Genomic DNA, 24,260 nt, shown 5'->3' on the forward strand with positions numbered 1-24,260 from the left:
CTGCCGTTATGCTGCCGTCCGACTGCCGTCGGCCACGGTGGGCGGGGGCAGTCGGTACGGGGGCGGAAACTCGCATGTCAGAGGCGCTGCGCTTCGAACTCCTCGGCCCGCAGCGGGCCTGGTACGCCGGCCGACCACTCGATCTCGGCCCGGCCAAGCAGCGGGCCGTGCTGGCCGTGCTGCTGCTCGCCGCGGGCCGTCCCGTGCCGACCGGGCAGATCGTCGAGGCGGTCTGGCCGGACGAGGCGCCGGTGAACGGCCTCAACGTGGTGCAGAAGCACGTGGCCGGTCTGCGCCGGATGCTGGAACCCGACCGGTCGCCGCGTACGCCGGCCCGGGTGCTCACCCTCACCGACGCGGGCTACCTGCTGCGCGTGCCGCCCGAGGCGGTGGACGTGGCGCGCTTCGAGCGCGGCGTGCGGCGTGCGCGGGCGGCACAGGCGGCCGGGCGTACGGCGGAGGCGCTGACCGAGGTGAGCGCCGCGCTGGAGCTGTGGCAGGGGGAGCCGTTCACCGGGTTCGGCGGCGCGTACTTCGAGACGGCCCGGCACCGCCTCGTGGAGATGCGGGCGGTCGCGCTGGAGACGCGTACCGAACTGGAGCTGGCCGACGGCCGGCACGGCGAGCTGGTCGGCCGGCTGGTCGAGCTGGTCGCCGAGTTCCCGGTCCGGGAACGGCTGCGTCACCAGCTCATGCTGGCGTTGCACCGCAGCGGACGGCAGGCCGAGGCGCTGGCCGCCTACCGTGACTACGCCGGGCTGCTCCGGGACGAGTACGGCATCGAGCCGGGGGAGCCGCTCCAGGATCTGCACCGGCGCATTCTGCGCGCCGACCCGGATCTCCTCGCGCAGGCGCCGCGTCGTCCGGCCGGATCCGGCGACAGGTGGGCGGTCGGCGGCCCGGAGCCGTCTCCGGCCCCCGCCGAGGAACCGGCCCGGCCGCTGCCCATGAGCCCGGCCGAGAGCCCGCTTCCGCTCACGGCGCCGCCCCAGCCCGCCGCTCCGGCCCAGCCCACGGTCTCGGCTCAACTCACCGTTCCGGTGCAGTTCACCGTCTCGGCGCAGCCGGGCAGCCCGTTCCCGCCGCCACCGGCCGGCCCGGGTGAGTCGCCGACCGGCCTGCCGGCCTGGGTCGCGCCACCGGTCGCGCCGCTGTTCGGTGCCGTGCCGCCGTCCCGGCGTCCGGCCGGAGTGCCCGGGTGGTTGAGCGTCGTCGCGACTGTGGGCGGCGCGTTCATCGCCCTGCTCTCGTTCGGCATGCTCACCTGGCTGGTGGTGCTGCTCTACGGGATCTGGCGGCGGGGCTGGGGCAGCATCCTCACCGCGGTCTGCTACCTGACCGTCGCCGTGACGTTCGTGGTGGTCGTCGGCGGCAGCGAGACGGAGGAGGTCAGCGGACCCGAGGGCGCCATGATCCTGATCTGGCTGACCACCTGGATCTCGGGCGTCCCGCACGTGGTGCTGCTCAACGGCCGGCTGCTCGCCTGGCTGCGCGGGCTCTGGCGTGGCCGGCCGTACGCCGACCGCAACCGGCTGCGCCGGGAGTACGCCCGCTACCTGCTCTACCAGTACCCGTCGGCGCGGGAGGACCTGCGCATCGGCCGCCCCGACCTGCCCCGGGCGTACGACGACGGCGGACTGGTGGACGTCAACTCGGTGCCGGACCACGTGATCAGCGGGCTGCCGGGACTGACCCGGTCGCAGGCGCAGCATGTGGTGGTCGACCGGCGGATGCGCGGCCCGTACACGTCGATGGAGGAGCTGGCCTCGCGGTGCCTGCTGCCGGCGGCGGCGACGGACTCGTTGCGCGAGCTGCTGATCTTCCTGCCGCCCGCACCGACACCCGTACCGCCGCCCACGTCGCCGCCCGGTCCGCCGGTGACGTCGGTGGCCCCTGGTAGAAATGCCGGATGAGCCAGGATCGGATGGCCGTCCGGGAGCGTGCCGAGGCGGTGCTGCGGCGGCTGGCGGGTGACCACGCCCGGCTGCGCGAGGACCAGTGGCGGGCCATCGAGGCGCTCGTGGTCAACCGGCGGCGGGTGCTCTGCGTGCAGCGCACCGGCTGGGGCAAGTCGGCCGTCTACTTCGTGGCCACCGCGCTGCTGCGTGAGGGGAATCAGCACGGGCCGACCGTGATCGTCTCGCCGCTGCTGGCGCTGATGCGCAACCAGGTCGAGTCCGCCGCCCGCGCCGGCATCCGGGCGCGCACCATCAACTCGGCGAACCTGGACGAGTGGGACGAGATCACCGCCGAGATCCACGCCGGCGCCGTCGACGTACTGCTGATCAGCCCGGAACGCCTGAACAACCCGGACTTCCGCGACGGCGTGCTGCCGAAGCTCGCAGCCACCACCGGGCTGCTCGTGGTGGACGAGGCGCACTGCGTCTCCGACTGGGGGCACGACTTCCGGCCCGACTACCGGCGGCTGCGCACGTTCCTGGCCAACCTGCCCGAGCGCACGCCGGTGCTCGCCACCACCGCCACCGCCAACGCCCGGGTCACCCAGGACGTGGCCGAGCAGCTCGGTGACGCCCTGGTGCTGCGGGGCACCCTGGACCGCGAGTCGCTGCGCCTCGGCGTACTCGATCTGCCGAGCCCGGCCCACCGCCTGGCCTGGCTGGCCGACCACCTCGACCGGCTCCCCGGCTCGGGGATCGTCTACACGCTCACCGTCGCGGCGGCCACCGAGACGGCCGACTTCCTGCGCGGCCGGGGCTGGTCGGTCGCCTCCTACACCGGGCAGGCCGAGGACGCCGACCGGCGGGCCGCCGAGCAGGACCTGCTGGACAACAAGATCAAGGCGCTGGTCGCCACCAGCGCGCTCGGCATGGGCTTCGACAAGCCCGACCTGGGCTTCGTCGTGCACCTGGGCGCGCCGCCCTCGCCGATCGCCTACTACCAGCAGGTCGGCCGCGCCGGCCGGGCCGTCGAGCACGCCGAGGTGCTGCTGCTGCCCGGCGTGGAGGACGCGGCGATCTGGCGGTACTTCGCCTCGCTCGCCTTCCCGCCCGAGGAGCAGGTGCGCGCCGTGCTCGCCGCGCTGGACACCGAACGGCCGATCTCCACCCAGGCCCTCGAACCGGTGGTCGACCTGCGCCGGGCCCGGCTGGAGCTGATGCTCAAGGTGCTCGACGTGGACGGCGCGGTCCGCCGGGTGCGTGGCGGCTGGCTCGCCACCGGCGAACCCTGGGTCTACGACGAGGCCCGGTTGCGGCGCGTCGCCGACGCGCGCGCCGCCGAGCAGCGGGCCATGCGGGAGTACGCCTCGACGTCCGGCTGCCGGATGCGCTACCTGCGGGAAGGGCTGGACGACACGGGGGCGCAGGACTGCGGGCGGTGCGACAACTGCGCCGGCCCGTTGTTCGACGCCGCTGTCTCCGACCAGGCGCTGACCGCCGCGCAGACGTTCCTCGGGCGGCCCGGCGTGCCGATCCCGCCGAAGAAGCTCTGGCCGACCGGGTTGGAGTCGGTCGGCGTACCCCTGAAGGGCCGCATCCCCCCGGCGGAGCAGGCGCTGCCCGGCCGGGCCGTGGGCCGCCTGTCCGACCTGGGGTGGGGTGGGCGGCTGCGCGGGCTGGTCGGGCCGGAGGCGCCGGACGGCCCGGTGCCCGACGACGTGGTGGCCGCTGTGGTCGAGGTGCTGAAGGCGTGGGCGCACGGCGACGACCCGTGGCCCCGGCGGCCGGTGGGCGTGGTCGCGGTCGGCTCCCGGACGCGACCGCTGCTGGTCGGCTCGCTGGCCGAGCGGATCGCCGCCGTGGGCCGGCTGCCGCTGCTCGGCCAGGTCGTCCCGGCCGGGCCTGGCGGCGGCGGGCCGCGCGGCAACAGCGCCCAGCGGGTACGCGCGCTGCACGACGCCTTCCGCCTGCCGGACGAGCTGGCCGGTGCGCTGGCGGGGCTGGACGGCCCGGTGCTGCTGGTGGACGACCTCGTCGACTCGGGCTGGACGATGGGCACTGTGGCGCGGCTGCTGCGCCGGGCCGGTGCGCCGGACGTGCTGCCGCTGGCGCTCGCGGTGGCCGGCTGACCCGTCCCTCGGCCTGCCTGACGGGAGTCCCGGCGTGGCGTGCCGCCGGTCGGCGCGGCAGTTCCCGGGCTGCGCGGAAAGTTCCCGGGCCGGGCGGAATGCGAGCGTCACCACCGTCGGCGGACCGTCGTCGGGCCCGGACCCGGGCGGCGGTACCGTGGGGTCATGACCGAGCAGCGACCCGTCGTCCAGACGTACACCGTGACCGGGATGACCTGCGGACACTGCGTCAAGGCGGTGACCGAGGAGCTGTCCGCGCTGCCCGGTGTCGACGAGGTCCGGATCGATCTGACGAGCGGCACCGCCACTGTCACCAGCGCGGCGCCGCTGCCCGTCGAGTCCGTGCGTGCCGCTGTGGACGAGGCGGGGTACGAGCTGGTCGGCGGCGGTGCCTGAGTCGTCGTCCGTCACGTCCGGCACCGGCGTCGTCCCCGACGACTCCGAGGCCGGTTCCGGCGTTCCCGCGGCGCAGCCCGGCCACGCCGCGCGGCCCGGTGACGCTGTTCCGTCCGAGGGCGCGGGACGGTCTGCGGACGCGGCTCTGCCCGGGGACGCGGCGCTGGCCGGGGACGGCGCGAGTGGTTCGGCCGGTTCGGCCGGGCCCGTCGCTGTCGACCGGGAGACGTTGCGGCTGGCCCTGGTGGTGGGCGGCCTGGTGCTCGCCGTCCTGCTCGGCTTCGGCCTCGGGCGGATGAACGCGCCGGCCGACCCGGCCCGGCCCGCCGGCGCGACGGCCGGCGGGGTCGCCACGGGCGGCGCCGACGGCGGCGCGCACGCCCACTCACCCGGGACCGGCGCGCACACGCACGACGGCGCAACAGTCACCCAGGGCGGCGGCGACGGCGCGACCGGACTGTCGATCACCTCGGCCGGCTACACGCTGGTGCCGTCGACCGAGCTGGTCGCGGGCCGCGCCGGTGAGCTGCGCTTCCAGATCCGCGACGACCAGCGCCGGGCGGTCACCCGGTTCGCCGTCGTGCACGACAAGCCGATGCACGTGATCATGGTCCGGCGTGACCTCGGCGGTTACCGGCACCTGCACCCGACGATGGCCGCCGACGGCACCTGGTCGGTGCCGATCACGGCGCCGGAGGCGGGCCCCTGGCGGATGTACGCGGACTTCACCGCGGTGGCCGACGACGGCCGCCAGGTCGCCGTGGTGCTCGGCGCCGACCTGACCGCGTCCGGCGCGTACCGGCCGCGGCCGCTGCCCGCCGCCGCCACGTCGGCCACCGTCGACGGGTTCACCGTCGGGTACGCGGGCACGCCGGAGGTGGGGAAGTCGGTGCCGCTGCGGTTCCGGGTCACCGGCGCGGACGGCACGGCGGCGGCGCTGGAGCCGTACCTCGGTGCGTACGGGCACCTGGTGGCGTTGCGCGAGGGCGATCTCGGCTACCTGCACGTGCACCCGGAGCCGGTGCGCGACGGCGACGACGTGACGTTCTGGCTGACCGCGCCGGGGCCGGGCAGCTACCGGATGTTCCTGGACTTCCAGGTCGGCGGCGTGGTGCGGACCGCCGAGTTCACGCTGACGGTGGCCTGAGCCCTCGTCGCCCGACCGGCGCTCAGCCGGCCCGGCGGACCGGGCGGCGGGCCAGGTAGCGGAGCAGATCGCGGATGTGGTGCTTCTCCTCGGCGGGCACGTTCGGGTCGGCGAGCCGATCCAGGATGACGCGCACGTCGGCCTCCACCGGGCCGTCCTCGGCGCCCCGGCGGCGGGGCACCGGCCCGGCGTCGGGCAGGCCCAGCGCGCGGAACGCCGCAGCCACGGGCAGGTCGAGGGCGGCGCAGAAGCCGCGGACCTTCGCGAGTTCGGGGTAGTCCTGCCAGTCGCCGGCCAGCCAGCGGAACACAGTGGAGCGGCCGACGCCGGTGTGGGTGGCGAGGTCGGTCACCGTCCAGCCGCGCTCCTCGCGCGCGGCGTCGATGGCCCGTCGTACGAAGCGCGCGAAGGCCATCTGTGGCGAAACGTCTGCGGAACCCATCCCTGGTGGATCTGTCCCCTTCCTCCGGTGGCCCGGCTCGCGCACCGAGCCTAGTACGCCGGGCCGGAGAAGTAACTGACTGATCGGTCCGGAGGTCTCATTGGCGGGACCGCCCGACTACGGAAAGTTGCCGCCGGTCAACTAAGCTGAGGGAATCCCGGATGTCGATGGAGGAACAGCATGGCCGAGCCGGACCGCCCCGTACCGCATCGCCCCGGCGCGGTGAGCCTCTTCTTCGTGGCCAAGGCCGCCGTGTTCGCGCTCGGCTTCTGGATCTGGCTGCTGGTGCTGGCGGTACGCGGAGGCGAGGCGACCGGCGTGCACCTGATCGCCGCGACCGGCGCGATCTGCACCACACTGGCCGCTGTGGTGCTCGGCGCGCGGATGGCGTTGCAGCGCAACGCGGCCGTCCGGCACGCCGAGGTGAAGCGGTTGCTCGTGGACATCTCGTGGAACGCCTTCGCCGCCGCCGGCAACGCCGAGCATGCCGGGAAGGTGGTGCCGTTCCGGAGCGCGTCACACGACGGCGAGCGAGGTCCGACCCGTGGTGAGCGGGTGTCGGTGCTGGACCGGGGCGACCGCAACCGGGGCGAGCGCGGGCGGTAGGACCGGCCCGCTCAGCGCGCCTCGGCTCAGCGCGCCTCGGCTCAGCGCGCCTCGGCCAGCAGCGTCTCCAGCCGGGGCGTGACACCCCACTGGCCGACCAGCTCGCGATACTCGGCGCGCTGCCCGTCGGTGGGCGCGCCTGCCGTCCGCCGTGCCCGGATGAGCAGGTTGCGCGGCGTGTGCTGGGAGTCGACGAACTCCACCACTTCGGCGCGGTACCCGTGCAGCCGCAGCAGCGCGGCCCGCAGCGAGTCGGTGAGCACGTCGGCGAACCGTTCCCGCAGGATGCCCTGCCGGGTCAGCAGCTCGTACGGCGCGGGCGCCTGACCGCTCCGGAGCTGGGCGGCCAGGTCGTGGTGGCAGCAGGGCGCGGCCAGCACCCAGCGGGCGCCCCAGCGCACCGCCCGGGCCAGCGCCTCGTCGGTGGCGGTGTCGCAGGCGTGCAGCGCCAGGACCAGGTCGGGCGCCGGGTCGACGGGCGCCTCGGCGATGGTGCCGGCCACGAAGCCCACCCGGTCGGCCCAGCCCAGCCGCTCGGCCAGCTCGGTGTTGCGGCGGCGCTGGTCCTCGCGCACATCCACCCCGACGAGCGTCACGTCCAGGCCGCGCTGGACCAGGTAGCGGTAGGCGGCGAAGGTCAGGTACGCGTTGCCGCAGCCCAGGTCCACCACCCGCAGCGGGCCGGTGAGGTCGTCGGGCAGCGTGGCCGCGAGCGCGCGCAGGAACGCGTCGACCTGGCGGCGCTTGGCCGCCGAGCCGCCGATCTCCCGGAACAGGGGATCACCGGGGTCGAGCAGCCACTCCTTCGCCCGGTCGTGCCCGCCCGGCTCGGCGGCCGGACGGCTGGCCGCCGCGCGGTGCACCTGCGCCTCGCCGGACTTGGTGACCCGGAGTTGGAGCGTGGCGTCGGCGGTCTCGACGTGCCAGTTGCCGAACGGCTCGGCGAGCAGTTCGTCGACAGCCGCGCCGGCCTCCGTACCCGGTGCCACGTTGCGGGTGTGCGGCCGTGATCCGTCGGAGACGGCGATCTGCAACCGCGGACCGGCCTTCAGCGTGACCGGGCGCAGCTCCGCGCGTACCACCGAGGGACGCTGCCCACGACGGCGCCCGGCGGCGACCGCGCGGGTCAGCCCCGGCGCGAGCAGCAGCGCCCGCACCTCGGCCAGCGCCGAGTCCAACGCTTCCGGCATCAGTACCTACCTTCCTGCTTCCCGCCCTCGCCCTCGCCCCGGCGGTCATGAAGTTGGCGGCCGTGAGCACGGCGTGTCGCGCCGTCAACTTCATGATCGTCGCAGTCGGCGAGTGAGCGAGAGGGCCCGGGGATGGGGACGGCCTCCGGGACCGGGGTCCGGGAGGCCGTATCCGTTGGTGTTCGTCAGTCGGCGTTGGTGGCCTCGGCGGGCGCGCCGGTGCTGCCGCTGCGGCGACGGCGACGGCGACGCGGCTTGCTCGCCGCCTCACCCTCCGCGGCCTGCTGCGGTGCGGCGGCGGTCTCGGCCGCGCCCTCGGTGCCGATCACCGCGGTCGGCTCACCGGCCACCGTCTCGCCGGCCCGGCGGCGACGCCGACGACGCGGCGTACGCGGGGTCTCGTCGTCCCCGGCGTCGGCCTGTGCGGCGGGCGAACCGGCGGACGAACCGCCCTCGCCGCCCCGGCCACGACCGCGGTCGCGGTCGCCGCGCTCGCGGCCCCGGCTGTCGCCGCGCCGTGCGCCCCGGCGCGACCGGCCGACGCCGCCCAGGTCCTCCTCGACCTCGGCGGACAGGCCGGCGCGGGTGCGCTCGGCGGTCGGCAGCGTGCCGCTGACGTCCGTCGGGATGGCCAGGTCCGTGTAGAGGTGCGCGGAGGTGTGGTACGTCTCCGGCGGCTCGGGCATGTCCAGCCCGAGCGTCTTGTCGATGATCCGCCAGCGGGGCATGTCGTCCCAGTCGACGAACGTCACCGCGGAACCCGTGGCCCCGGCCCGGCCGGTACGGCCGATGCGGTGGGTGTAGGTGTCCTGGTCCTCCGGGCAGTCGTAGTTGATCACGTGCGTGACGCCCGTGACGTCGATGCCCCGCGCCGCCACGTCGGTCGCGACCAGCGTGTCGATCTTGCCGGCCCGGAACGCCCGCAGCGCCCGCTCGCGCGCGCCCTGACCGAGGTCACCGTGCACGGCGGCGACGGCGAAGCCGCGGAAGTCGAGATCCTCGGCGACCCGGTCGGCGGCCCGCTTGGTACGGGTGAAGATCATGGTCAGCCCACGGCCCTCGGCCTGGAGGATGCGCGCCACGATCTCGACCTTGTTCAGCGAGTGCGTGCGGTACGCGAGCTGCGTGGTCTGCGGCGACGGACCGGTCTCGGCGGTGTGCCCGGCGTGGATGGTCACCGGGCGGCGCAGGAAGCGCCGGGACAGCGCGACGATCGGGTCCGGCATGGTGGCCGAGAACAGCATGGTCTGCCGGTCCTCCGGCAGCATCGCCAGGATCTTCTCGACGTCGTCCAGGAAGCCCAGATCGAGCATGCGGTCGGCCTCGTCGAGGACGAGCGCGCGGACCCGGTCGAGCCGCAGGTGCTTCTGCTTCTGCAGGTCCAGCAGGCGGCCCGGGGTGCCGACCAGGATCTCGACGCCCTTGCGCAGCGCCTCGATCTGCGGCTCGTAGGCCACGCCGCCGTAGATCGGCAGCACCCGGACGCCCCGGGTACGGCCGGCGGCGTCGAGGTCCTTGGCGACCTGGATGCCCAGCTCACGGGTGGGTACGACGACGAGCGCCTGCGGGACGCCGTCGCTGCCCTCGGACGGGGCGAACACGCGCTCCAGCAGCGGGATGCCGAAGCCGAGCGTCTTGCCGGTGCCGGTCGGCGCCTGCCCGATCAGGTCGACGCCGCGCAGCGCGATCGGCAGCGCGTACTCCTGGATCGCGAAGGCGCGGGTGATGCCGGCGGCGGCCAGCGCCTCGACGGTCTCCTGCCGCGCGCCGAGCGCGGCGAACGTGGGTGCCTCCGGGGGGACCGGAGCGGTGGGGGCCAGTGGCTGGCCGGAAATCTGCTCGCTCATATGGATTTGGGGGTGCCCTCTCGTGGTGCGCCCCTCAGGTCCTCAGGGCGCGATCGGTGTGGCGCGGGCCACGCGGTCAGGGGCGATTTCGCCGAGCCGGACCGGGCCGCACGCGCGTCGGGGACCGGCGTTGATCAGCAAGTGACCGATTCGGTGCCCACGGCAACTGTCTCATCGTACCTGAACGGTCCCTGAGTCGTCCCGATTCCCAGGTGGTGGCCGTGCACGCGGGGTGGCCTGCTGTGACTTGAGTCACAGGGGCGGCGCCGGTAGCCTGCGCTCGTGTCCGCCCCCGACGCCGCCGCGACCGACCCTGCCGCCGCCGATCCCGCCGCGACCGACCTGTTCGGGCTCGTCGCCTACGGCGAACTGCTCGCGTTCGACCGCCTCGCCGCCGACGCGCGTCTCGCGCCCGACCTGCGCCGCCGCGCCGCGCTCAGCGAGATGGCCGCCGCCGAGATCGCGCACTACAGGTGGCTCACCGACCGGCTAGCCGCCCGGGGCGTCACTCCGGAGGACGCGATGGCCCCCTACGTCGAGCCGCTGCGGGCGTACCACGACTCGACCGAGCCGCGGGACTGGGCGGAGGCGGTGACGAAGGCGTACGTGGGGGACGCGATCACCGACGACTTCCTGCGCGGGATCGCCGACGGCCTGGACGGGCCGGACCGGACGCTGCTGCTCGACGTGCTGCACGACTCCCGGTACGCCGAGTTCGCCGCGGCCGAGATCCGGGCCGCGATCGAGGCCGATCCCCGGGCGGCCGGACGGCTGTCGATGTGGGCGCGGCGGCTGCTCGGTGAGGCGCTCTCCCAGGCGGGCCGGGTGGCCGCCGCCGACCGGGGCGCGCTCGTCGCGTTGATCGGGCGGACCGGCGGGGACGTGCCGGGGCTGCTGCGCCGGCTGACCGAGGCGCACGCCGCGCGGATGACGTCGGTCGGGTTGAACAACTGAGCCGCCGTGGCGGGGAGGCCCGCCACGGCGGCCGGTGCCGCGGGAATCAGCGAACGGTGAATCCGACCGCGCGGGGCGACGCCTCGGCGATCTCGACGTAGGCGACCTTGCCGACCGGCACGATCACGCGCCGGCCCTTCTCGTCGGTCAGGGAGAGGGTGCCCTCGCTCTTGGCGAAGGCGTCGGTCACGATCTGCTCGATCTCGGCCGGCGACTGCGCGCTCTCCAGGACCAGCTCCCGCGGCGCGTACTGCACGCCGATCTTGACCTCCACTGTGCCTCCTCAACTGGGGCGAAAAAGCCACCGTGGGAAGGCTATCCGATCCGGCGGCCCGATGTTCAGGCTGACTCACCTTGCAGCGGGAAGCTGGCGATGCCGCGCCAGGACAGGGCCGCGACCAGCGCCTCGGCCTCCGCCTTGGGCACCTGGCGGCCGCCGGCGAGCCAGAACTGGGCGGCCGTCTCGGCGGCGCCGACCAGGCCCGAGGCGAGCAGTTCGGCGTGCGAGCGGCTGACCCCGGTGTCCGAGATGATCGTGTCGGTGATGGCCGCGATGCAGCCCTGCTCGACCCGCTCCACCCGCTGCCGCACCGCCGGGTCGTTGCGCAGGTCCGACTCGAAGACCAGCCGGAACGCCTCGCTCTCGTGGTCGACGAAGTCGAAGTACGCGCGCACCGCGGCGCCGACGCGCTCCTTGTTGTCGTTGGTGCCGCTCATCGCGTCCTGCACGTTGGCCACTATCGCGTCACAGTGCGTGTCCAGCAGCGCGAGGTACAGCTCCATCTTCCCGGGGAAGTGTTGGTAGAGCACCGGCTTGGAGACACCGGCCCGCTCGGCGATGTCGTCCATCGCGGCGGCGTGGTAGCCCTGCGCGACGAACACCTCCTGGGCGGCGGCGAGCAGCTGCTTACGGCGCGCCGAGCGGGGCAGGCGGGTGGGCCGACCGGCGGTCTGTGCACCGTTCCCCACTGCGGTCATCGGATCCTCCGAGTATCTGCGTACGAGCCGGCACGTATCACCCGAACCGGTCCGGGTTCGTGAACCCGTCGCGGAATTGGCCCGCCGCTGTAACTTATCGCCACTGTCACCACACGGTAGCCTCAGCGGGGGCGACCAAGGAGCGCGCGGTGAGTGAAACAGGGCAACCCGGAGCCGCCACCCCGGGAGAGCACGGCGACGGGACGGGCCAGCAGGACGACCCGGCCCGTACCGGCGGCGGTTGGGCGCCCCCGCCGAACGGCTGGTCCCGCGGCGCTCCGGCGCCCGGCGGCTGGCCCTACGGCGACCTCGGCGGCTGGGCCGCCTCCTCGCCCCGGCACGGCGACCTGCCGGCCCCGCTGCCCGGCCACTCCGCGCCGGAACCGGGCCGCGTCAACGGCCGCCACGTCAACGGCGTGCACCACGCCGGGGAGGAGTCGCCAGTGACCCGCCAGGCGCCGGTCAGTGCCCCGCCCGCGGACGAGCTGCCCCGGCCTGCCGACGGCGAACGGCTGGCCGTACCGGCCCCGCGCCCGGCGCCGACGATCGAGCAGCCGACCGACCCGGGGGAGGCCGCCGGTTCCCGGCACGCCGCCGACGACCCGGCCGCCCGGGCCCCGCGCTGGGCCGAGAGCGGGCCGACCTCCGCGCCCCCGGCGCTCCAGGTCCCGCCGGTCGGCGCCGCCGCCTCCGGTTTCGAGGTGCCGCCGGGCTTCCACGCGCCGAACACCGAATCCACCCCGTCGCTGTCCCGGGGCTGGGCCGACCGGCCCGTCACCCAGCCACCGGCCGCCGGCCGACCGGAGCACGCAGCGGGCGAGGTCCACCCGCCCGAGGGCCGGGCGGCCACCGCCGAGCCGCGGGCCGCGGCCGGGACTCCTGCGGCCGACGACCCGAGGGCCGCCGAACCGGACTGGTCGGGGCCGTCCTGGAACCGCCCGAGCTGGGGTGACGGCTGGGCCCCGCCGTGGGCCCGGCCCGACGAGCCGCCGGCCCGCCGCGCCGAGGAGCCCGTCGCCGAGCGGCGGGAGTGGGAGGACGACAGCGCCGCCCAACGCAGCGCCCGCGAGGACCGCGCGGCCGAGTGGGCGCCCGAGCCGGTGCGGCCGTACGAGCCGGCCCGGGTCGAGCCGCCCGCCGCCTACGAGCCACCCCGGCCCGAGGCGGTACGGCCGTACGAGCCGCTGCGCGCCGAGCCGGCCCTCGGCCCGGAGACGACGCGGCAGTACCCGCCGTCCGCCGAGTCCGAGGCGCCCCGGCAGTACGAGCCGGGTGCCGGGCCCGAGCCGGCGCGCCGGTACGAGCCGCCGGCCGCGCCGGAGCCGACGCCCGAACCGACCCGTCCCTTCCGCCTGGCCCGGGGCGACGCCGAACCACCGCACGGCTACGAGCGGCCCTCCTGGGCCGGGCCGCCGGTTCCGGTCGCCCCGCTGATCACGCCCCCTGGTCCCCCGCCGGCGAGTGCCCCGCCCGCGCCCGGCGCCCCGCCGGTGTCCAGCGCCCCGCCCGCCCCGGCCGGTGGGTACGCCCCCGCCCCGCCCGCCGACGCGGCTGCCGTCGCCCCGCCGACCTCGGGCGTTCCCGCCCAGGGCGGCGCGCAACGTCTCGACCGCGCACCCGCGCCCCACCCGACGAGCGCCCCTCCCTACGCGGCCCGCCGGTCCGCACCGGAACCGGTGCCGGCCGCCGACGCGGTCGCCGAGCCCCGACCGGAGGAACCGTCCCCCGTGCTGCCGCAGCGCGTCCCCTCGGAACCGGACGTGCCCGTCGTGCCGGAGCCACCGGCAGTGGAACCGTCCGCCGAGACCCCCGAACTCGCCCGCATCGCCACCCACCTGCGCCGCGACGACGAACCCGCGCCACTGCGGGAGCGGCCGGAGGGCTTCGACGTCAACGCGATCCTCGACGCGGTCCGGGAGGTGGCGGGCGTACGCGACGCCGCGCTGCGCCGTACCCCGGCCGGCGCGCACAGCCTCCGGCTCGACCTGGCCGACGGCGCGGACCCGGCCGAGGTCAGCCGCATGGTGGCCCGGCTGCTCCAGGAGCGGATGGGTCTGGCCGCCGCCCCGCAGAACCTGCCCGGCGCGCCCGCCGTACCGCCCCCGGCCCCGCTGCGCCGCCGGTCGGCCCGGCTGGACCGCTCCGGTGAGACGCGCGCGGGCGAGACACGAGCACCCGGGACGCAGCCGGCACCGGTCGAGGCCCGTGCCCCGCAGGCGGAGCCGGGCGAGGCCCGTAACGGTGAGGAGACGGGCGGCGACGAGATGCCGGCGCGTGCCGGTGTGGCACGTCCGGCCGCGAACCGTTCCGGCGACGCGCGGTTCGGTGCGGACCGCGCCACGCGCCCGGCCGAGGCGCCCGGCGACGGCGACGAGCCGCCGCGCCGCCGCCGGCAGGCCACCCACCGGGGCCGGGCCGCTGTCGACGAGACGTCGCTGGCCTCCGCGCCGACCGGCATGTCCACCGGCAGCCCGGTCACGCTCGGTACGTCGTACTCCGGTGGGCAGATGACCACGACGGAGACCGCGCCGTCGCGACCGCTGGACACCGGCGGCGTGCCGGGGCCGCGGGTGGTGATCGAGCACGTCCTGGTGAGCACGTTCGGCCTGGACGCCACCACCGAGGTGCGCCTGGTCGCCGGCGACCGGACGGCCGAGGGGCACGCGACCGGCCCGGCTGTCGACGGGTACGTGCTGCGGCTCTGCGCGGTGGCCGCGGCCGCCGCGGTGGACGAGCTGCTCGGCCGGGTCGTCCCGGCCGGCGAGCGGGGCCGGTGCTTCGTGGAGCACGCCGCCGTGGTGCCGTTCGGCAACTGCGAGGTCGCCACAGTGGTGGTGCTGCTGGTCTGCGACGGCTGGGTGGAGCAGCTGGCCGGTTCGGCGCTGGTGGCCGGGGATCCCCGGCAGGCGGTCGTGCGGGCCACGCTCGCGGCGGTGAACCGGCGGCTGGAGGCGCTGCTCTCCTGAGCCGGTGTGCGGTACGGCGTGTGCGGGGAAGACTGGAGGCATGAAGCGCGCCGCACTGTGGCCGGAGCACAGCCTTCCCGCACACCACGTCCCGCCGCCCTGGCCCGGCCGGCACGTACGCCTCGACGGCACGCTCGTGCACGTCCGCGACACCCCGGCCACCGGTCCCGGCGCGGAGCCCGCGCTGTACGTGCACGGCCTCGGCGGGTCGGCGCAGAACTGGACCGACCTGGCCGGGCTGCTCGCGGACCGGCTCGACGGCCAGGCGATCGACCTGCCCGGATTCGGGCGCAGCGAGCCGGGGCCGCGCTACACGATCCCGTCCTTCGCCGAGCGGGTGATCCGCTGGATCGAGCACAGCGACCGGGGTCCGGTGCACCTGTTCGGCAACTCGCTCGGCGGCGCGATCTCGGTGCGGGTGGCGGCACTGCGCCCGGACCTGGTCCGCACGCTCACACTGGTCTCGCCCGCGCTGCCGTTCCTGGACTTCCGCCGCTCGTTGCAGGGGCGGATGCTCCCGTTGCTGGCGATCCCCCGGGGCGAACGGCTGGCCGCCTGGCGGCTGGCCCAGTTCAGCCCGGAGGTGACCGCGCAGCAGGTGATGGAGGCGTGCGTGGCGGACCTGACCCGGATCAGCGATCAGCGCCGGCAGGAGGCGATCGACGAGATCCGGGTCCGGTACGAGGCGGCCCACTACGCCGCCGCGTACGTGCGGACGTTCCGGGGCCTGGTCGGCAGCTTCCTGCGTTCGTACCTGCCGGGGGAGGGCGCGCTCTGGCGGCAGGCGGCGGCGGTACGGGCGCCCACGCTCGTGGTGGGCGGGCGGCAGGATCGGCTGGTCGACGTGCGGGTGGCGCCGCAGGCGGCCCGGGTCATCCCGGACAGCCGGCTGCTGATGCTCGACGGCGTCGGGCACGTGGCCCAGTTGGAGGTGCCCCGGACCGTGGCGCGGGCGGTGCTCGGCCTGCTCGCCGAGGCGACACAGTCGCTCACCACCGGCATGGGGGAGAGCGGAACGGAGCGTGACATGGCAGGCTGAGCCGGATGCCCAGCTCCCGCCGTCCTCGTGCCGCCCGCTCCCGTTCCTCGCTTCGTCACTGGCGTACCGCGCTCGTGGTCTGCGCCTTCGTGACCGCCGCGGCGGTCGGGGTCGGCGTGGCGGTGCAACTGCCGTCGGCGGGCGCGGGGACGCGGATCACCGACGGGTTCGTCGCCCAGCCGCCGGCGCCCACGCGGGAGCCGTCCACGCCGAGCGTCCCGCCGCCGCCGGCGGTGACGCCCAGCTCGCCGGCCGCGCCGGTGCTGACGCTGTCCGACCCGGGGCCGGCGAAGGGCCGGGGCAGCTTCGCGTACGACGACCGGACCAGCGGCGTGCTCGGCCGCTCGGGGACGCTGCGCCGCTACCGGGTGGCGGTGGAGAACGGCTCCGGCGAGGAGGTCCGCGCCTTCGGCGAGGCGGTGCAGCGCGCCCTGGCCGGCCCGGGTAGCTGGGTCGACGGCGGCAGGCTGCGGTTGCAGCGGGTCGGCGCGGACGACCGGTACGACTTCACGATCTACCTCGCGACCCGGGACACGGCCGGGCGGCTGTGCGGGGCGGGCGGGATCGACATCCGGGTGGGCGGGGTGCCGTACACGTCGTGCCGGGTGCCGGGCAAGGTGGTGATCAACCTGGACCGGTGGCGGACCTCGGCGCCGCACCTGGTCGACGCCGGGATGCCGCTGGACACGTACCGGCTCTACGTGGTCAACCACGAGGTGGGGCACCAGCTCGGGCACCGGCACGAGGGGTGCCCGGGTGCGGGCCGGGCGGCGCCGGTGATGCAGCAGCAGACGCTCTTCCTCAAGGGCTGCCGGCCGAACCCGTGGCCCTACGTGGGCGGGAAGCGGTACACCGGGCCGGCCCTCTGACCACCCGGTTTGCGAAGAACATTCGCGGCATAGGCGGCAAAAGCAGCTAAATGCCCGAATTGCATGGCACGCTGAGGTCATGACGTCGTCGTCCCCTTACGACAACCCTGCCGCGCCGCCGTCCGAGCGTCCCACCCTGCGCCGGATGCGACGGCGGCGCCGCCGCTCGGTGCTGCTGCTGGCGATGCTGCTCGCGGCCGTCGGCGGCGCGGTCGGCATCACCCGGCTGAACGCGCCGTCGCCCGGGCACGGTGGGACGTCGCTCGCCGCCGAACCGTCGCTGGCGCGCGGCGCCGAGGCCGACGTCCCGGCCCCGACCGCCTACCCCACCGCCGGCCCCGGCACGTTCGCGGTGGCCCAGGGCCGATCTCCGGTACGCGGACAGGAGGGCCCGCTGCGCCGCTACCGGGTCGAGGTCGAGCAGGACACGGGGCAGGACGCCGACGAGTTCGCCGCCACCGTGGACGCGGTACTGGGCGACCCGCGCAGCTGGATCGCGTCGGGAGACCTGCGGGTGCAGCGGGTGCCCGAGGCGGCCGCCGCAGACTTCACCGTCTACCTCGCCACCCCCGTCACCTCCGAGCGGATGTGCGCCGAGGGAGGCCTGCGCACCGACCGGTACACCTCCTGCCGGCTGCCCGGCCGGGTCGTGCTCAACCTGGCCCGGTGGATGACGGCGGTGCCCGACTACGGCGCCCCGCTGGAGGTCTACCGCACCTACGTGATCAACCACGAGGTCGGGCACGAGTTCGGCGAGCTGCACCAGGCCTGCCCCGAGCCCGGCGCGCCCGCCCCGGTGATGCAGCAGCAGACGTACGGGCTGGACGGCTGCCTGCCGAACGCCTGGCCGTACATCGGCGGAATGCGGTACGAGGGCGAGCCCACCGACGGGGTCTGAGTTATTCCCGGTCCCGCAGTTCGGGCCGAGTGTCCCTCATCATGGCCGAACCCCGTCCGGGCGAGCGACAATGGCGCGGTCACACCGCCGATCCCGGGGAGTCCACCGTGTCGTTGCCCCCGCTCGTCGAACCCGCCGCCGAGCTGACCGTAGACGAGATCCGCCGCTACTCGCGCCACCTGATCATCCCGGACGTCGGGGTGGAGGGGCAGAAGCGGCTGAAGAACGCCCGGGTGCTCTGTGTGGGTGCCGGTGGCCTCGGCTCGCCGGCGCTGCTCTACCTGGCCGCGGCCGGTGTCGGCACGCTCGGCATCATCGACTTCGACACCGTCGACGAGTCGAACCTCCAGCGCCAGGTCATCCACGGCGTCTCCGACGTGGGCCGGTCCAAGGCCGAGTCCGCCGCGGCGTCGATCCGCGAGATCAACCCGCTGGTCAACGTGGAGATCCACAACACCGCGCTGGACCGGGAGAACGTCCGGGACATCTTCTCCCGGTACGACCTGATCGTCGACGGCACCGACAACTTCGCCACCCGCTACATGGTCAACGACGCGGCGGTGCTGCTCGGCAAGCCGTACGTCTGGGGTTCGATCTACCGCTTCGACGGCCAGGCGTCGGTGTTCTGGGCCGAGCACGGCCCCTGCTACCGCTGCCTCTACCCGGAGCCCCCGCCGCCCGGCATGGTCCCCTCCTGTGCCGAGGGCGGCGTGCTCGGCGTGCTCTGCGCGTCGATCGGGTCGATCCAGGTCAACGAGGCGATCAAGCTGCTCGCCGGCATCGGTGAGCCGCTCGTCGGCCGGCTGATGGTCTACGACGCTCTGGAGATGAGCTACCGCAAGATCAAGGTTCGCAAGGACCCGAACTGCGTGCTCTGCGGCGAGAACCCGACACTCACCGACCTGATGGAGGACTACGAGGACTTCTGCGGCGCCGTCTCCGACGAGGCGCAGGAGGCGGTGGTCGACTCGACCATCACCGCGCTGGAGCTGAAGGACTGGCAGGACTCGGGCAAGGACATCTTCCTGGTCGACGTGCGCGAGCCCGCCGAGTACGAGATCGTCCGCATCCCCGGCGCGACGCTCATCCCCAAGGGCGAGATCCTGTCCGGCGAGGCGCTGGCGAAGTTCCCGCAGGACCGGCAGATCGTGCTGCACTGCAAGTCCGGCGTCCGCTCCGCCGAGGCGCTGGCCGCGCTGAAGGCGGCCGGGTTCTCCGACGCGGTGCACCTCCAGGGCGGTGTGCTCTCCTGGGTCAAGCAGGTCGACCCGTCGCTGCCCGCGTACTGAGTCGTGTCGATGGGCCCGCCCGGCGCTCCGGGCGGGCCCATCGTGCTTTCCGCGCCCCTGGCGTGGGCAAACGCCGGGTCGGGCAACCCTCCGGCGGATGCCCTCGACGACCGGTGGGCGGTACCGGCCCTGACCGAGCTGCCGAGGCGTAACCTCGGCCGCGCCAGTACCGTCAGTGCCGTGGTCGACTTGGACGCGGCGATCGGATTCGTCGTCGCTCACGGTGACGCGGTGGACCGCGCCCGTCTCTCCCGGCTGCGCTCCGGCGCTCCGGTGCCGCCCGACGTGCTCGACGCCGCCGAGGCCGGGCAGGCGCCGGGCGGCGGCTGGCCCGCGGTCCTCGACGGCGAGGTCGCCTCGATCGACGCGACCTGCTTCCGCCTGGCCGAGCTGGACGACCTCGGCGCGCTGGGCCGCCCGGCCGCCCGGCACGCGCTGGACTGGCTGGCCGCCCGGCAACTGCCCGACGGCGGCTGGGACGAGGACCCCTCGCTGGCCGGGCTCGCCCCCGAGTGGGCCACCCCCGGTGATCCCGAGGCCCGGCTCTACCAGACAGCCAACGCCGGGTTCTGGCTGACAGTGGCCGGGCTGGACGCGCGGGCCGCCGGTCCGCTCGATCACCGGGTCGGCGGCGCGTACGCCGGTGTGGTGCAGGCGGCGGCGCAGGCACTGGCCGCGCAACTCGCGCCGGACGGCAGCTGGCCGTCCTTCCTGCCCGCCGGCTGGCTCGCCGCCGCGGTGCTGCACCGCCAGCAGATGTACTACGAGTCGGCGCGCATCCAGGCGGTGCTGGCCGACCGGATCCCCCGGATGTCCCCGGCCGACGTGGCCTGGCTGGCCGCCACGCTGCGCCGGGTCGACGTGGGCGAGGAGCAGTGGCTGCTGGTCTCCGCGCGCAGGCGGCTCGCCGAGACGCAGCGCAGCGACGGCGGCTGGGACAGCGACGACGGCCACCAGTTCGACGTGCACACCACGCTGCGGGCGATCCGCGCGTGCCGTCCGAACACGCCCGAGGCTCCGACCTCCGGAGCGCCGTTCGTGGTGCCGCAGACCGCGGAGCTGCCCGCGCCGCCGGCCGTACCGGCCCCGCGCCCGCGCCGCCTCCCCGCAGCGCCGCCTGCGCCCGCGCCTGCGCCGCCCGCCCTGCCGGTAACCGCGCCCGCGCCTGCGCCGCCCGCCCCGCCGGTAACCGCGCCCGCGCCCGCGCCTGCGCCGCCCGCCCCGGCTCCCGATGCCGGGCCGCCGCCGCACCGCCTCGGCTCCGACCCTTCGCCGGGGCCGAGTGGCGTGTCGTCGGCCGGGCCGGGGATTGCGCCCGCTTCGTCGGCCGGGCCGGAGACCGCGCCCGCTTCGTCGGCCGGTCCGGACGGCGGGCAGGGGCCGTGGTCCGCCTGGATCGTCGCGCCCGACCTGCTCCCCGACGGGAGCACCGTGCCGGCTGCGCCGTCAGTGCCGGACCCGCCGTCCGGCCCGGTGTCGCCCGCTGCTCGGGTGCCCCCGGGGCTGCCTCCGCTCGTCACACCGCCATCGGCGGACGGGGATCCACTCCAGATCGCCTAGCCCGGCCAGTTGATCAACACCAGTTCGGCGAGATGGTGGCATCGGAGGCACCATGATGCCCCCACCACCCCGTACTGGTGGCCGCCCAGAGGACCGGACCGATCAGCGCAGGTGACCGTCTCCGGTGACCACGTACTTGGTGCTGGTCAGCTCCGGCAGGCCCATCGGCCCGCGCGCGTGCAGCTTCTGCGTCGAGATGCCGATCTCCGCGCCGAAGCCGAACTCGCCGCCGTCGGTGAAGCGGGTGGACGCGTTGACCATGACCGCTGCCGAGTCCACCCGGGCCACGAACTCCCGGGCCGCCCGCTGCGAGTCGGTGACGATCGCCTCGGTGTGGCCGGTGCCGTACCGGCGGATGTGCGCGACCGCCGCGTCGAGCGAGTCGACCACTGCGACGGAGATGTCGGCGGAGAGGTACTCGGTGCCGAAGTCCTCCTCGGTGGCCGCGACCACGGCGTCGGAGTGGGCGGCGACCTCGGGCGTGCCGTGCACAGTCACCCCGGCGTCGGCGAACGCGGCCAGCACCGCCGGCAGGAACGCGTCCGCGACGTCCCGGTGCACCAGCAGCGACTCGGCGGTGTTGCAGGTGGACAGGCGCTGCGTCTTGGCGTTCAGCGTGATCGCCAGGGCCTTGCCGAGGTCGGCCGCGGCGTCCACGTACACGTGGCAGTTGCCCACGCCGGTCTCGATCACCGGGACCGTCGACTCCTCGACCACGGCGCGGATCAGCGACGCGCCGCCTCGCGGGATCAGTACGTCGACCAGGCCGCGGGCGCGCATCAGCTCCTTCACCGAGTCGCGGGTGCTGGAGTCGAGCAGCTGCACCGCGTCCGCCGGCAGCCCGGCGCCGGAGACCGCGTCGCGCAGCACCGCGACCAGCGCCGCGTTGGAGTGCGCGGCCGACGAGGAGCCGCGCAGCAGCGCCGCGTTGCCGGACTTCAGGCAGATCCCGGCGGCGTCGACAGTCACGTTGGGCCGGCCCTCGTAGACGATGCCGACCACCCCGAACGGCACCCGCACCTGCCGCAGTTCCAGCCCGTTCGGCAGGGTCGAGCCGCGTACCACCTCGCCCACCGGGTCGGGCAGCGCGGCCATCTGGCGCAGCGCGTCGGCGATGGCCGCCACCCGGCCCTCGTCGAGCGCGAGCCGGTCCAGCACGGCCGCCGACAGCCCGGCCTCGCGCCCTGCCGCCAGGTCCGCCGCGTTCGCCGTCAGGATCTCCGGGGTACGCGTCACGAGCGCGTCGGCCATCGCGTGCAGCGCGGCGTCCTTGACGGTACGGGTGGCCGTGGCCAGGGCTTCCGCCGCGTCCCGGGCTCGCCGGGCCTGCTCGACGACGCTCATCGTGCGTACTCCTTCAGACGGGGTTCAAGGAGGGGCCCCTTCTTAACAGACGTCTGTTAAGAAGGGCCCCTTCCTTACAGCAGGACCAGGTCGTCGCGGTGGACGACCTCGCGTTCGTACGCCGGGCCGAGCGCCGCGGCGAGTTCGGAGGTGGAACGGCCGAGCAGCCCCGGCAGCTCCACCGCGTCGTAGTTGACCAGCCCTCGGGCCACCGGCGCGCCGGCGGTGTCGACCAGGTCCACCGGGTCGCCCGCGGTGAACGCGCCGTCGACGGCGGTGATGCCGGCGGGCAGCAGCGACTTGCGGCGGCCGACCACCGCCTGCACCGCGCCCGGGTCGAGGTGCAGGCGGCCGCGGGGGGCGGTGGCGTGCGCCAGCCAGAACAGACGGGCGGCGGGGCGGCGGCTGCTCGGGTGGAAGTACGTGCCGACCGGCTCCCCGGCCAGCGCCGGCGCGGCCAGCGGCGCGGCGGTCAGCACCACCGGGATGCCGAAGCCGGTGGCGATCCGGGCCGCCTCGACCTTCGTCACCATGCCGCCGGTCCCCACCCCGGCCCGGCCGGCCCCGCCCACGTCCACGCCCGCCAGGTCGCCCTCGCCGTGCACCTCGGTGATGCGGGTGCTGCCCGGGCGGGCCGGGTCGCCGGTCCAGAGCGCGTCGACGTCGGAGAGCAGCACCAGCAGGTCGGCGTCGACGAGCGCGGCGACGAGCGCGGCCAGGCGGTCGTTGTCGCCGAACCGGATCTCCTCGGTGGCCACCGTGTCGTTCTCGTTGACGATCGGCACCGCGTGCAGGTCGAGCAGCTTGCGCAGCGTCCGGTACGCGTTGCGGTAGTGGGCCCGCCGGGTCACGTCGTCCACGGTGAGCAGCACCTGCCCGACGGTGCGGCCGTGCCGGGCGAACGCGGCCGCGTACCGGCCGATCAGCAGGCCCTGGCCGACGCTGGCGGCGGCCTGCTGGGTGGCCAGGTCGCGCGGGCGCCGGGGCAGCCGCAGCGGGGCGAGCCCGGCGGCGATCGCGCCGGAGGAGACCAGCACCACCTCGCGTCCGGAGGCGGCGAGCCCGCCGAGCGTGTCGACGAGCGCGTCGACCCGGGCGTCGTCGAGGCCGCCCGTCGCGGTGGTCAGCGAGGACGAACCGATCTTGACCACGATCCGCCGGGCCGAGGTGACTGCTTCGCGCACCCGACCATTCTGCGCGCTGCGGTCTGCCGCGCCGCGGCGCGTTCCCATATCGTGGCAGCTCGTGACACCTGACGAATACGTCGAGGCGGTGCTGGCGCTGGTCGAGCGGATCCCGCCGGGGCGGGTGATGTCGTACGGGGCGGTGGCCGACGCGCTCGCCGACCGCTCGGGACGGGCGTCGCCACGGCTGGTCGGCTCGATCATGGCGCGGCACGGGGGCGGGGTGCCGTGGCACCGGGTGGTGAACGCGGCCGGTCGGATGCCGCCAGGGCACGAGCGCAAGGCCCGGGAACGGCTGCTCGCCGAGGGCTGCCCGTTGCGTGGCGACCGGGTGGACCTGGCGGCGGCGTCCTGGTCACCGGACGAGGGGTGACCCGACGGGTCGGCGGCAGCCTGCCAACCGATCGTGACTGCCCTCAACGAGTCCGGGTCATCGCGGCCAGTCTGAGAACGCGTGCCGGAGGTTGCGGATCTCGGCCGGGGCGAGGCGGTAGAGCGTGAAAACGGTGTCGGGCAGGCGGTCGAGGCGCTGTAACGAGTCCTGGAACTCTTCGTCGGTGAGCGCCGGGTCGGCCCGCCGCGCGAGGTCCACCAGGTCGTTCCTGCTGTAGCGGCCGAGCGCGGCGGCGACGTCGATGTAGTCGCGGGGTTGGGCACGGGTGACCATGGCGGCGACCTTGGTGCCGATCACGTCGTCCAGGTGCAGCACCGGCCCGACGTCGAGCACGATCGGGCTGGTGCTGCGCGCGAAGCGTACGAGCTGCAGCCGTACGGTCCGGTCGTTGCGGCGAACCTCGAACTCGATCATGTCGTGCTCGAAGCCGTAGAAGACGTCGTCCAGCTCGGTGGGCTCGGCGATGGTCTCGACCTGGAATCCGGCATCGAGCAGGGTGGCGCGCACCAGCTCGGCGGCGGCGGTGACCCCACCGTCGACGTCCGTGAACAGATCGACGTCTTCGGTGGGGCGGGCGCCGACGCCGTGGGCGATGAGGGCCTGGCCGCCGGCGAGGGCGAAGCCGTGCCGGCCGGCCACGGCGAGCGCGATACGGGCGACCTCGTGCTGGTACGGGTCCGGCACCGGTGACATCAGGCGGCGACGTCCCGGGCGCGCAGCACCGGGTGGCTCTCTTCCCAGGCGCGGCGGACACCGCGGGGCACATACAACTCGGGCCACAGGCGGATGAGGGTGGGGCCGTGCAGCCAGGCGCGCAGCTCGTCGGGATGAACGGCTTCGGTGAGCACCGTCTCGTACATCCACGCGAGCAGACCCGGGACGTCGAGGTCGACGTGCCGGTCGGGTTGCCAGAACAGCCGGTGGGGCAGCTCGACCACGCCGGCGACCGGGCCCTGCAACTCGCTCAGGTCGGGGACCACGACCGCACGACGGCCGGGACGGGCCTCGTACGGTGCCCGCGAGCTGCGGACGGATCGGGCTGGGTCCATGCCCTACAGGGTAGCGGTGCCGCCCTGCGCCTCACCGCAACTCGCGAGCGCCTGTCGGCATCGAACGAGCAGCACCCGGGA

21 protein-coding genes and 1 pseudogene are annotated in these 24,260 nt (G+C 75.1%); 13 read left to right on the top strand and 9 right to left on the bottom strand.

The window, feature by feature from the left end; all coding sequences use genetic code 11:
- Window positions 1–74 precede the first annotated feature (74 nt).
- From FB455_RS16160 to FB455_RS16175, 4 genes are all read left to right on the top strand, one after another.
- Window positions 75–1,913 (top strand): BTAD domain-containing putative transcriptional regulator, encoded by a 1,839-nt coding sequence (locus FB455_RS16160; protein ID WP_145753898.1) that lies wholly within the window; start codon window positions 75–77, stop codon window positions 1,911–1,913.
- On the top strand, window positions 1,910–4,027 hold the full coding sequence (locus tag FB455_RS16165; RefSeq protein ID WP_186466405.1) for a DEAD/DEAH box helicase: 2,118 nt from the start codon (window positions 1,910–1,912) through the stop codon (window positions 4,025–4,027). The genes FB455_RS16160 and FB455_RS16165 overlap by 4 nt, the downstream gene beginning before the upstream one ends.
- Before the next feature lie 165 nt (window positions 4,028–4,192).
- Window positions 4,193–4,423 (top strand): heavy-metal-associated domain-containing protein, encoded by a 231-nt coding sequence (locus FB455_RS16170; protein WP_013288699.1) that lies wholly within the window; start codon window positions 4,193–4,195, stop codon window positions 4,421–4,423.
- On the top strand, window positions 4,416–5,570 hold the full coding sequence (locus FB455_RS16175) for a hypothetical protein (protein WP_145753900.1): 1,155 nt from the start codon (window positions 4,416–4,418) through the stop codon (window positions 5,568–5,570). Before FB455_RS16170 ends, FB455_RS16175 begins: the two co-directional genes overlap by 8 nt.
- Window positions 5,571–5,592: 22 nt before the next feature.
- On the opposite strand, the gene FB455_RS16180 is transcribed toward FB455_RS16175, so the two are convergent.
- The gene (locus FB455_RS16180; protein ID WP_026268433.1) at window positions 5,593–6,012 is read right to left on the bottom strand and encodes a helix-turn-helix domain-containing protein; all 420 of its coding nucleotides are present in this window, start codon (window positions 6,010–6,012) and stop codon (window positions 5,593–5,595) included.
- 180 nt (window positions 6,013–6,192) lie between these two features.
- On the opposite strand from FB455_RS16180, the gene FB455_RS16185 reads away from it, so the two are divergent.
- Window positions 6,193–6,618, top strand: a complete 426-nt coding sequence (locus tag FB455_RS16185; RefSeq protein ID WP_071097700.1) for a hypothetical protein — start codon at window positions 6,193–6,195, stop codon at window positions 6,616–6,618.
- Window positions 6,619–6,659: 41 nt separating this feature from the next.
- Here the strand turns inward: FB455_RS16185 and FB455_RS16190 are convergent, their stop codons facing one another.
- Together FB455_RS16190 and FB455_RS16195 are read right to left on the bottom strand one after the other, a co-directional pair.
- Window positions 6,660–7,808 carry a class I SAM-dependent methyltransferase gene (locus FB455_RS16190; RefSeq protein ID WP_145753902.1) on the bottom strand — a complete coding sequence of 383 codons (1,149 nt, stop codon included), beginning with the start codon at window positions 7,806–7,808 and terminating at the stop codon, window positions 6,660–6,662.
- 185 nt (window positions 7,809–7,993) lie between these two features.
- Window positions 7,994–9,655, bottom strand: coding sequence for a DEAD/DEAH box helicase (locus tag FB455_RS16195; protein WP_145753904.1), 1,662 nt, complete (start codon window positions 9,653–9,655; stop codon window positions 7,994–7,996).
- A 282-nt stretch (window positions 9,656–9,937) separates the two neighbouring features.
- On the opposite strand from FB455_RS16195, the gene FB455_RS16200 reads away from it, so the two are divergent.
- The gene (locus FB455_RS16200; protein ID WP_145753907.1) at window positions 9,938–10,609 is read left to right on the top strand and encodes a ferritin-like fold-containing protein; all 672 of its coding nucleotides are present in this window, start codon (window positions 9,938–9,940) and stop codon (window positions 10,607–10,609) included.
- 46 nt (window positions 10,610–10,655) lie between these two features.
- On the opposite strand, the gene FB455_RS16205 is transcribed toward FB455_RS16200, so the two are convergent.
- Window positions 10,656–10,883, bottom strand: coding sequence for a DUF3107 domain-containing protein (locus FB455_RS16205; protein ID WP_013288692.1), 228 nt, complete (start codon window positions 10,881–10,883; stop codon window positions 10,656–10,658).
- Window positions 10,884–10,948: 65 nt separating this feature from the next.
- Complete coding sequence (locus FB455_RS16210; protein WP_013288691.1) at window positions 10,949–11,587, bottom strand: TetR/AcrR family transcriptional regulator; 639 nt, start codon at window positions 11,585–11,587, stop codon at window positions 10,949–10,951.
- 149 nt (window positions 11,588–11,736) lie between these two features.
- On the opposite strand from FB455_RS16210, the gene FB455_RS16215 reads away from it, so the two are divergent.
- The 6 genes and pseudogenes from FB455_RS16215 to FB455_RS34790 form a co-directional block, all read left to right on the top strand.
- Window positions 11,737–14,553 carry a hypothetical protein gene (locus tag FB455_RS16215; RefSeq protein WP_145753910.1) on the top strand — a complete coding sequence of 939 codons (2,817 nt, stop codon included), beginning with the start codon at window positions 11,737–11,739 and terminating at the stop codon, window positions 14,551–14,553.
- A gap of 40 nt (window positions 14,554–14,593) precedes the next feature.
- Window positions 14,594–15,592 carry an alpha/beta fold hydrolase gene (locus tag FB455_RS16220; protein WP_013288689.1) on the top strand — a complete coding sequence of 333 codons (999 nt, stop codon included), beginning with the start codon at window positions 14,594–14,596 and terminating at the stop codon, window positions 15,590–15,592.
- Window positions 15,593–15,597: 5 nt separating this feature from the next.
- A complete protein-coding gene (locus FB455_RS16225; protein WP_145753912.1) occupies window positions 15,598–16,461 on the top strand; it encodes a DUF3152 domain-containing protein in 864 nt (287 codons plus the stop codon).
- A gap of 79 nt (window positions 16,462–16,540) precedes the next feature.
- Window positions 16,541–17,359, top strand: coding sequence for a DUF3152 domain-containing protein (locus tag FB455_RS16230; protein WP_145753914.1), 819 nt, complete (start codon window positions 16,541–16,543; stop codon window positions 17,357–17,359).
- A 41-nt stretch (window positions 17,360–17,400) separates the two neighbouring features.
- Window positions 17,401–18,648, top strand: a complete 1,248-nt coding sequence (moeZ, locus tag FB455_RS16235) for an adenylyltransferase/sulfurtransferase MoeZ (RefSeq protein WP_186466406.1) — start codon at window positions 17,401–17,403, stop codon at window positions 18,646–18,648.
- A 129-nt stretch (window positions 18,649–18,777) separates the two neighbouring features.
- Window positions 18,778–19,647, top strand: a pseudogene (locus FB455_RS34790) (prenyltransferase/squalene oxidase repeat-containing protein); the annotation flags it as partial.
- A gap of 663 nt (window positions 19,648–20,310) precedes the next feature.
- On the opposite strand, the gene FB455_RS16245 reads toward FB455_RS34790, so the two are convergent.
- Both FB455_RS16245 and proB read right to left on the bottom strand, forming a co-directional pair.
- Complete coding sequence (locus FB455_RS16245) at window positions 20,311–21,552, bottom strand: glutamate-5-semialdehyde dehydrogenase (RefSeq protein WP_030269271.1); 1,242 nt, start codon at window positions 21,550–21,552, stop codon at window positions 20,311–20,313.
- A gap of 74 nt (window positions 21,553–21,626) precedes the next feature.
- Entirely contained in the window at window positions 21,627–22,784 is a 1,158-nt protein-coding gene (proB, locus tag FB455_RS16250) for a glutamate 5-kinase (RefSeq protein ID WP_013288683.1), read from the bottom strand.
- A 13-nt stretch (window positions 22,785–22,797) separates the two neighbouring features.
- On the opposite strand from proB, the gene FB455_RS16255 reads away from it, so the two are divergent.
- Window positions 22,798–23,109, top strand: coding sequence for an MGMT family protein (locus FB455_RS16255; RefSeq protein ID WP_047894270.1), 312 nt, complete (start codon window positions 22,798–22,800; stop codon window positions 23,107–23,109).
- Between the two features lie 57 nt (window positions 23,110–23,166).
- Here the strand turns inward: FB455_RS16255 and FB455_RS16260 are convergent, their stop codons facing one another.
- Both FB455_RS16260 and FB455_RS16265 read right to left on the bottom strand, forming a co-directional pair.
- A complete protein-coding gene (locus tag FB455_RS16260) occupies window positions 23,167–23,823 on the bottom strand; it encodes a nucleotidyl transferase AbiEii/AbiGii toxin family protein (protein WP_145753916.1) in 657 nt (218 codons plus the stop codon).
- Entirely contained in the window at window positions 23,823–24,179 is a 357-nt protein-coding gene (locus tag FB455_RS16265) for a hypothetical protein (protein WP_013475204.1), read from the bottom strand. The genes FB455_RS16260 and FB455_RS16265 overlap by 1 nt, the downstream gene beginning before the upstream one ends.
- Window positions 24,180–24,260: the final 81 nt, after the last annotated feature.

The sequence above is a fragment of the Micromonospora sp. CNZ296 genome (genome assembly GCF_007827635.1).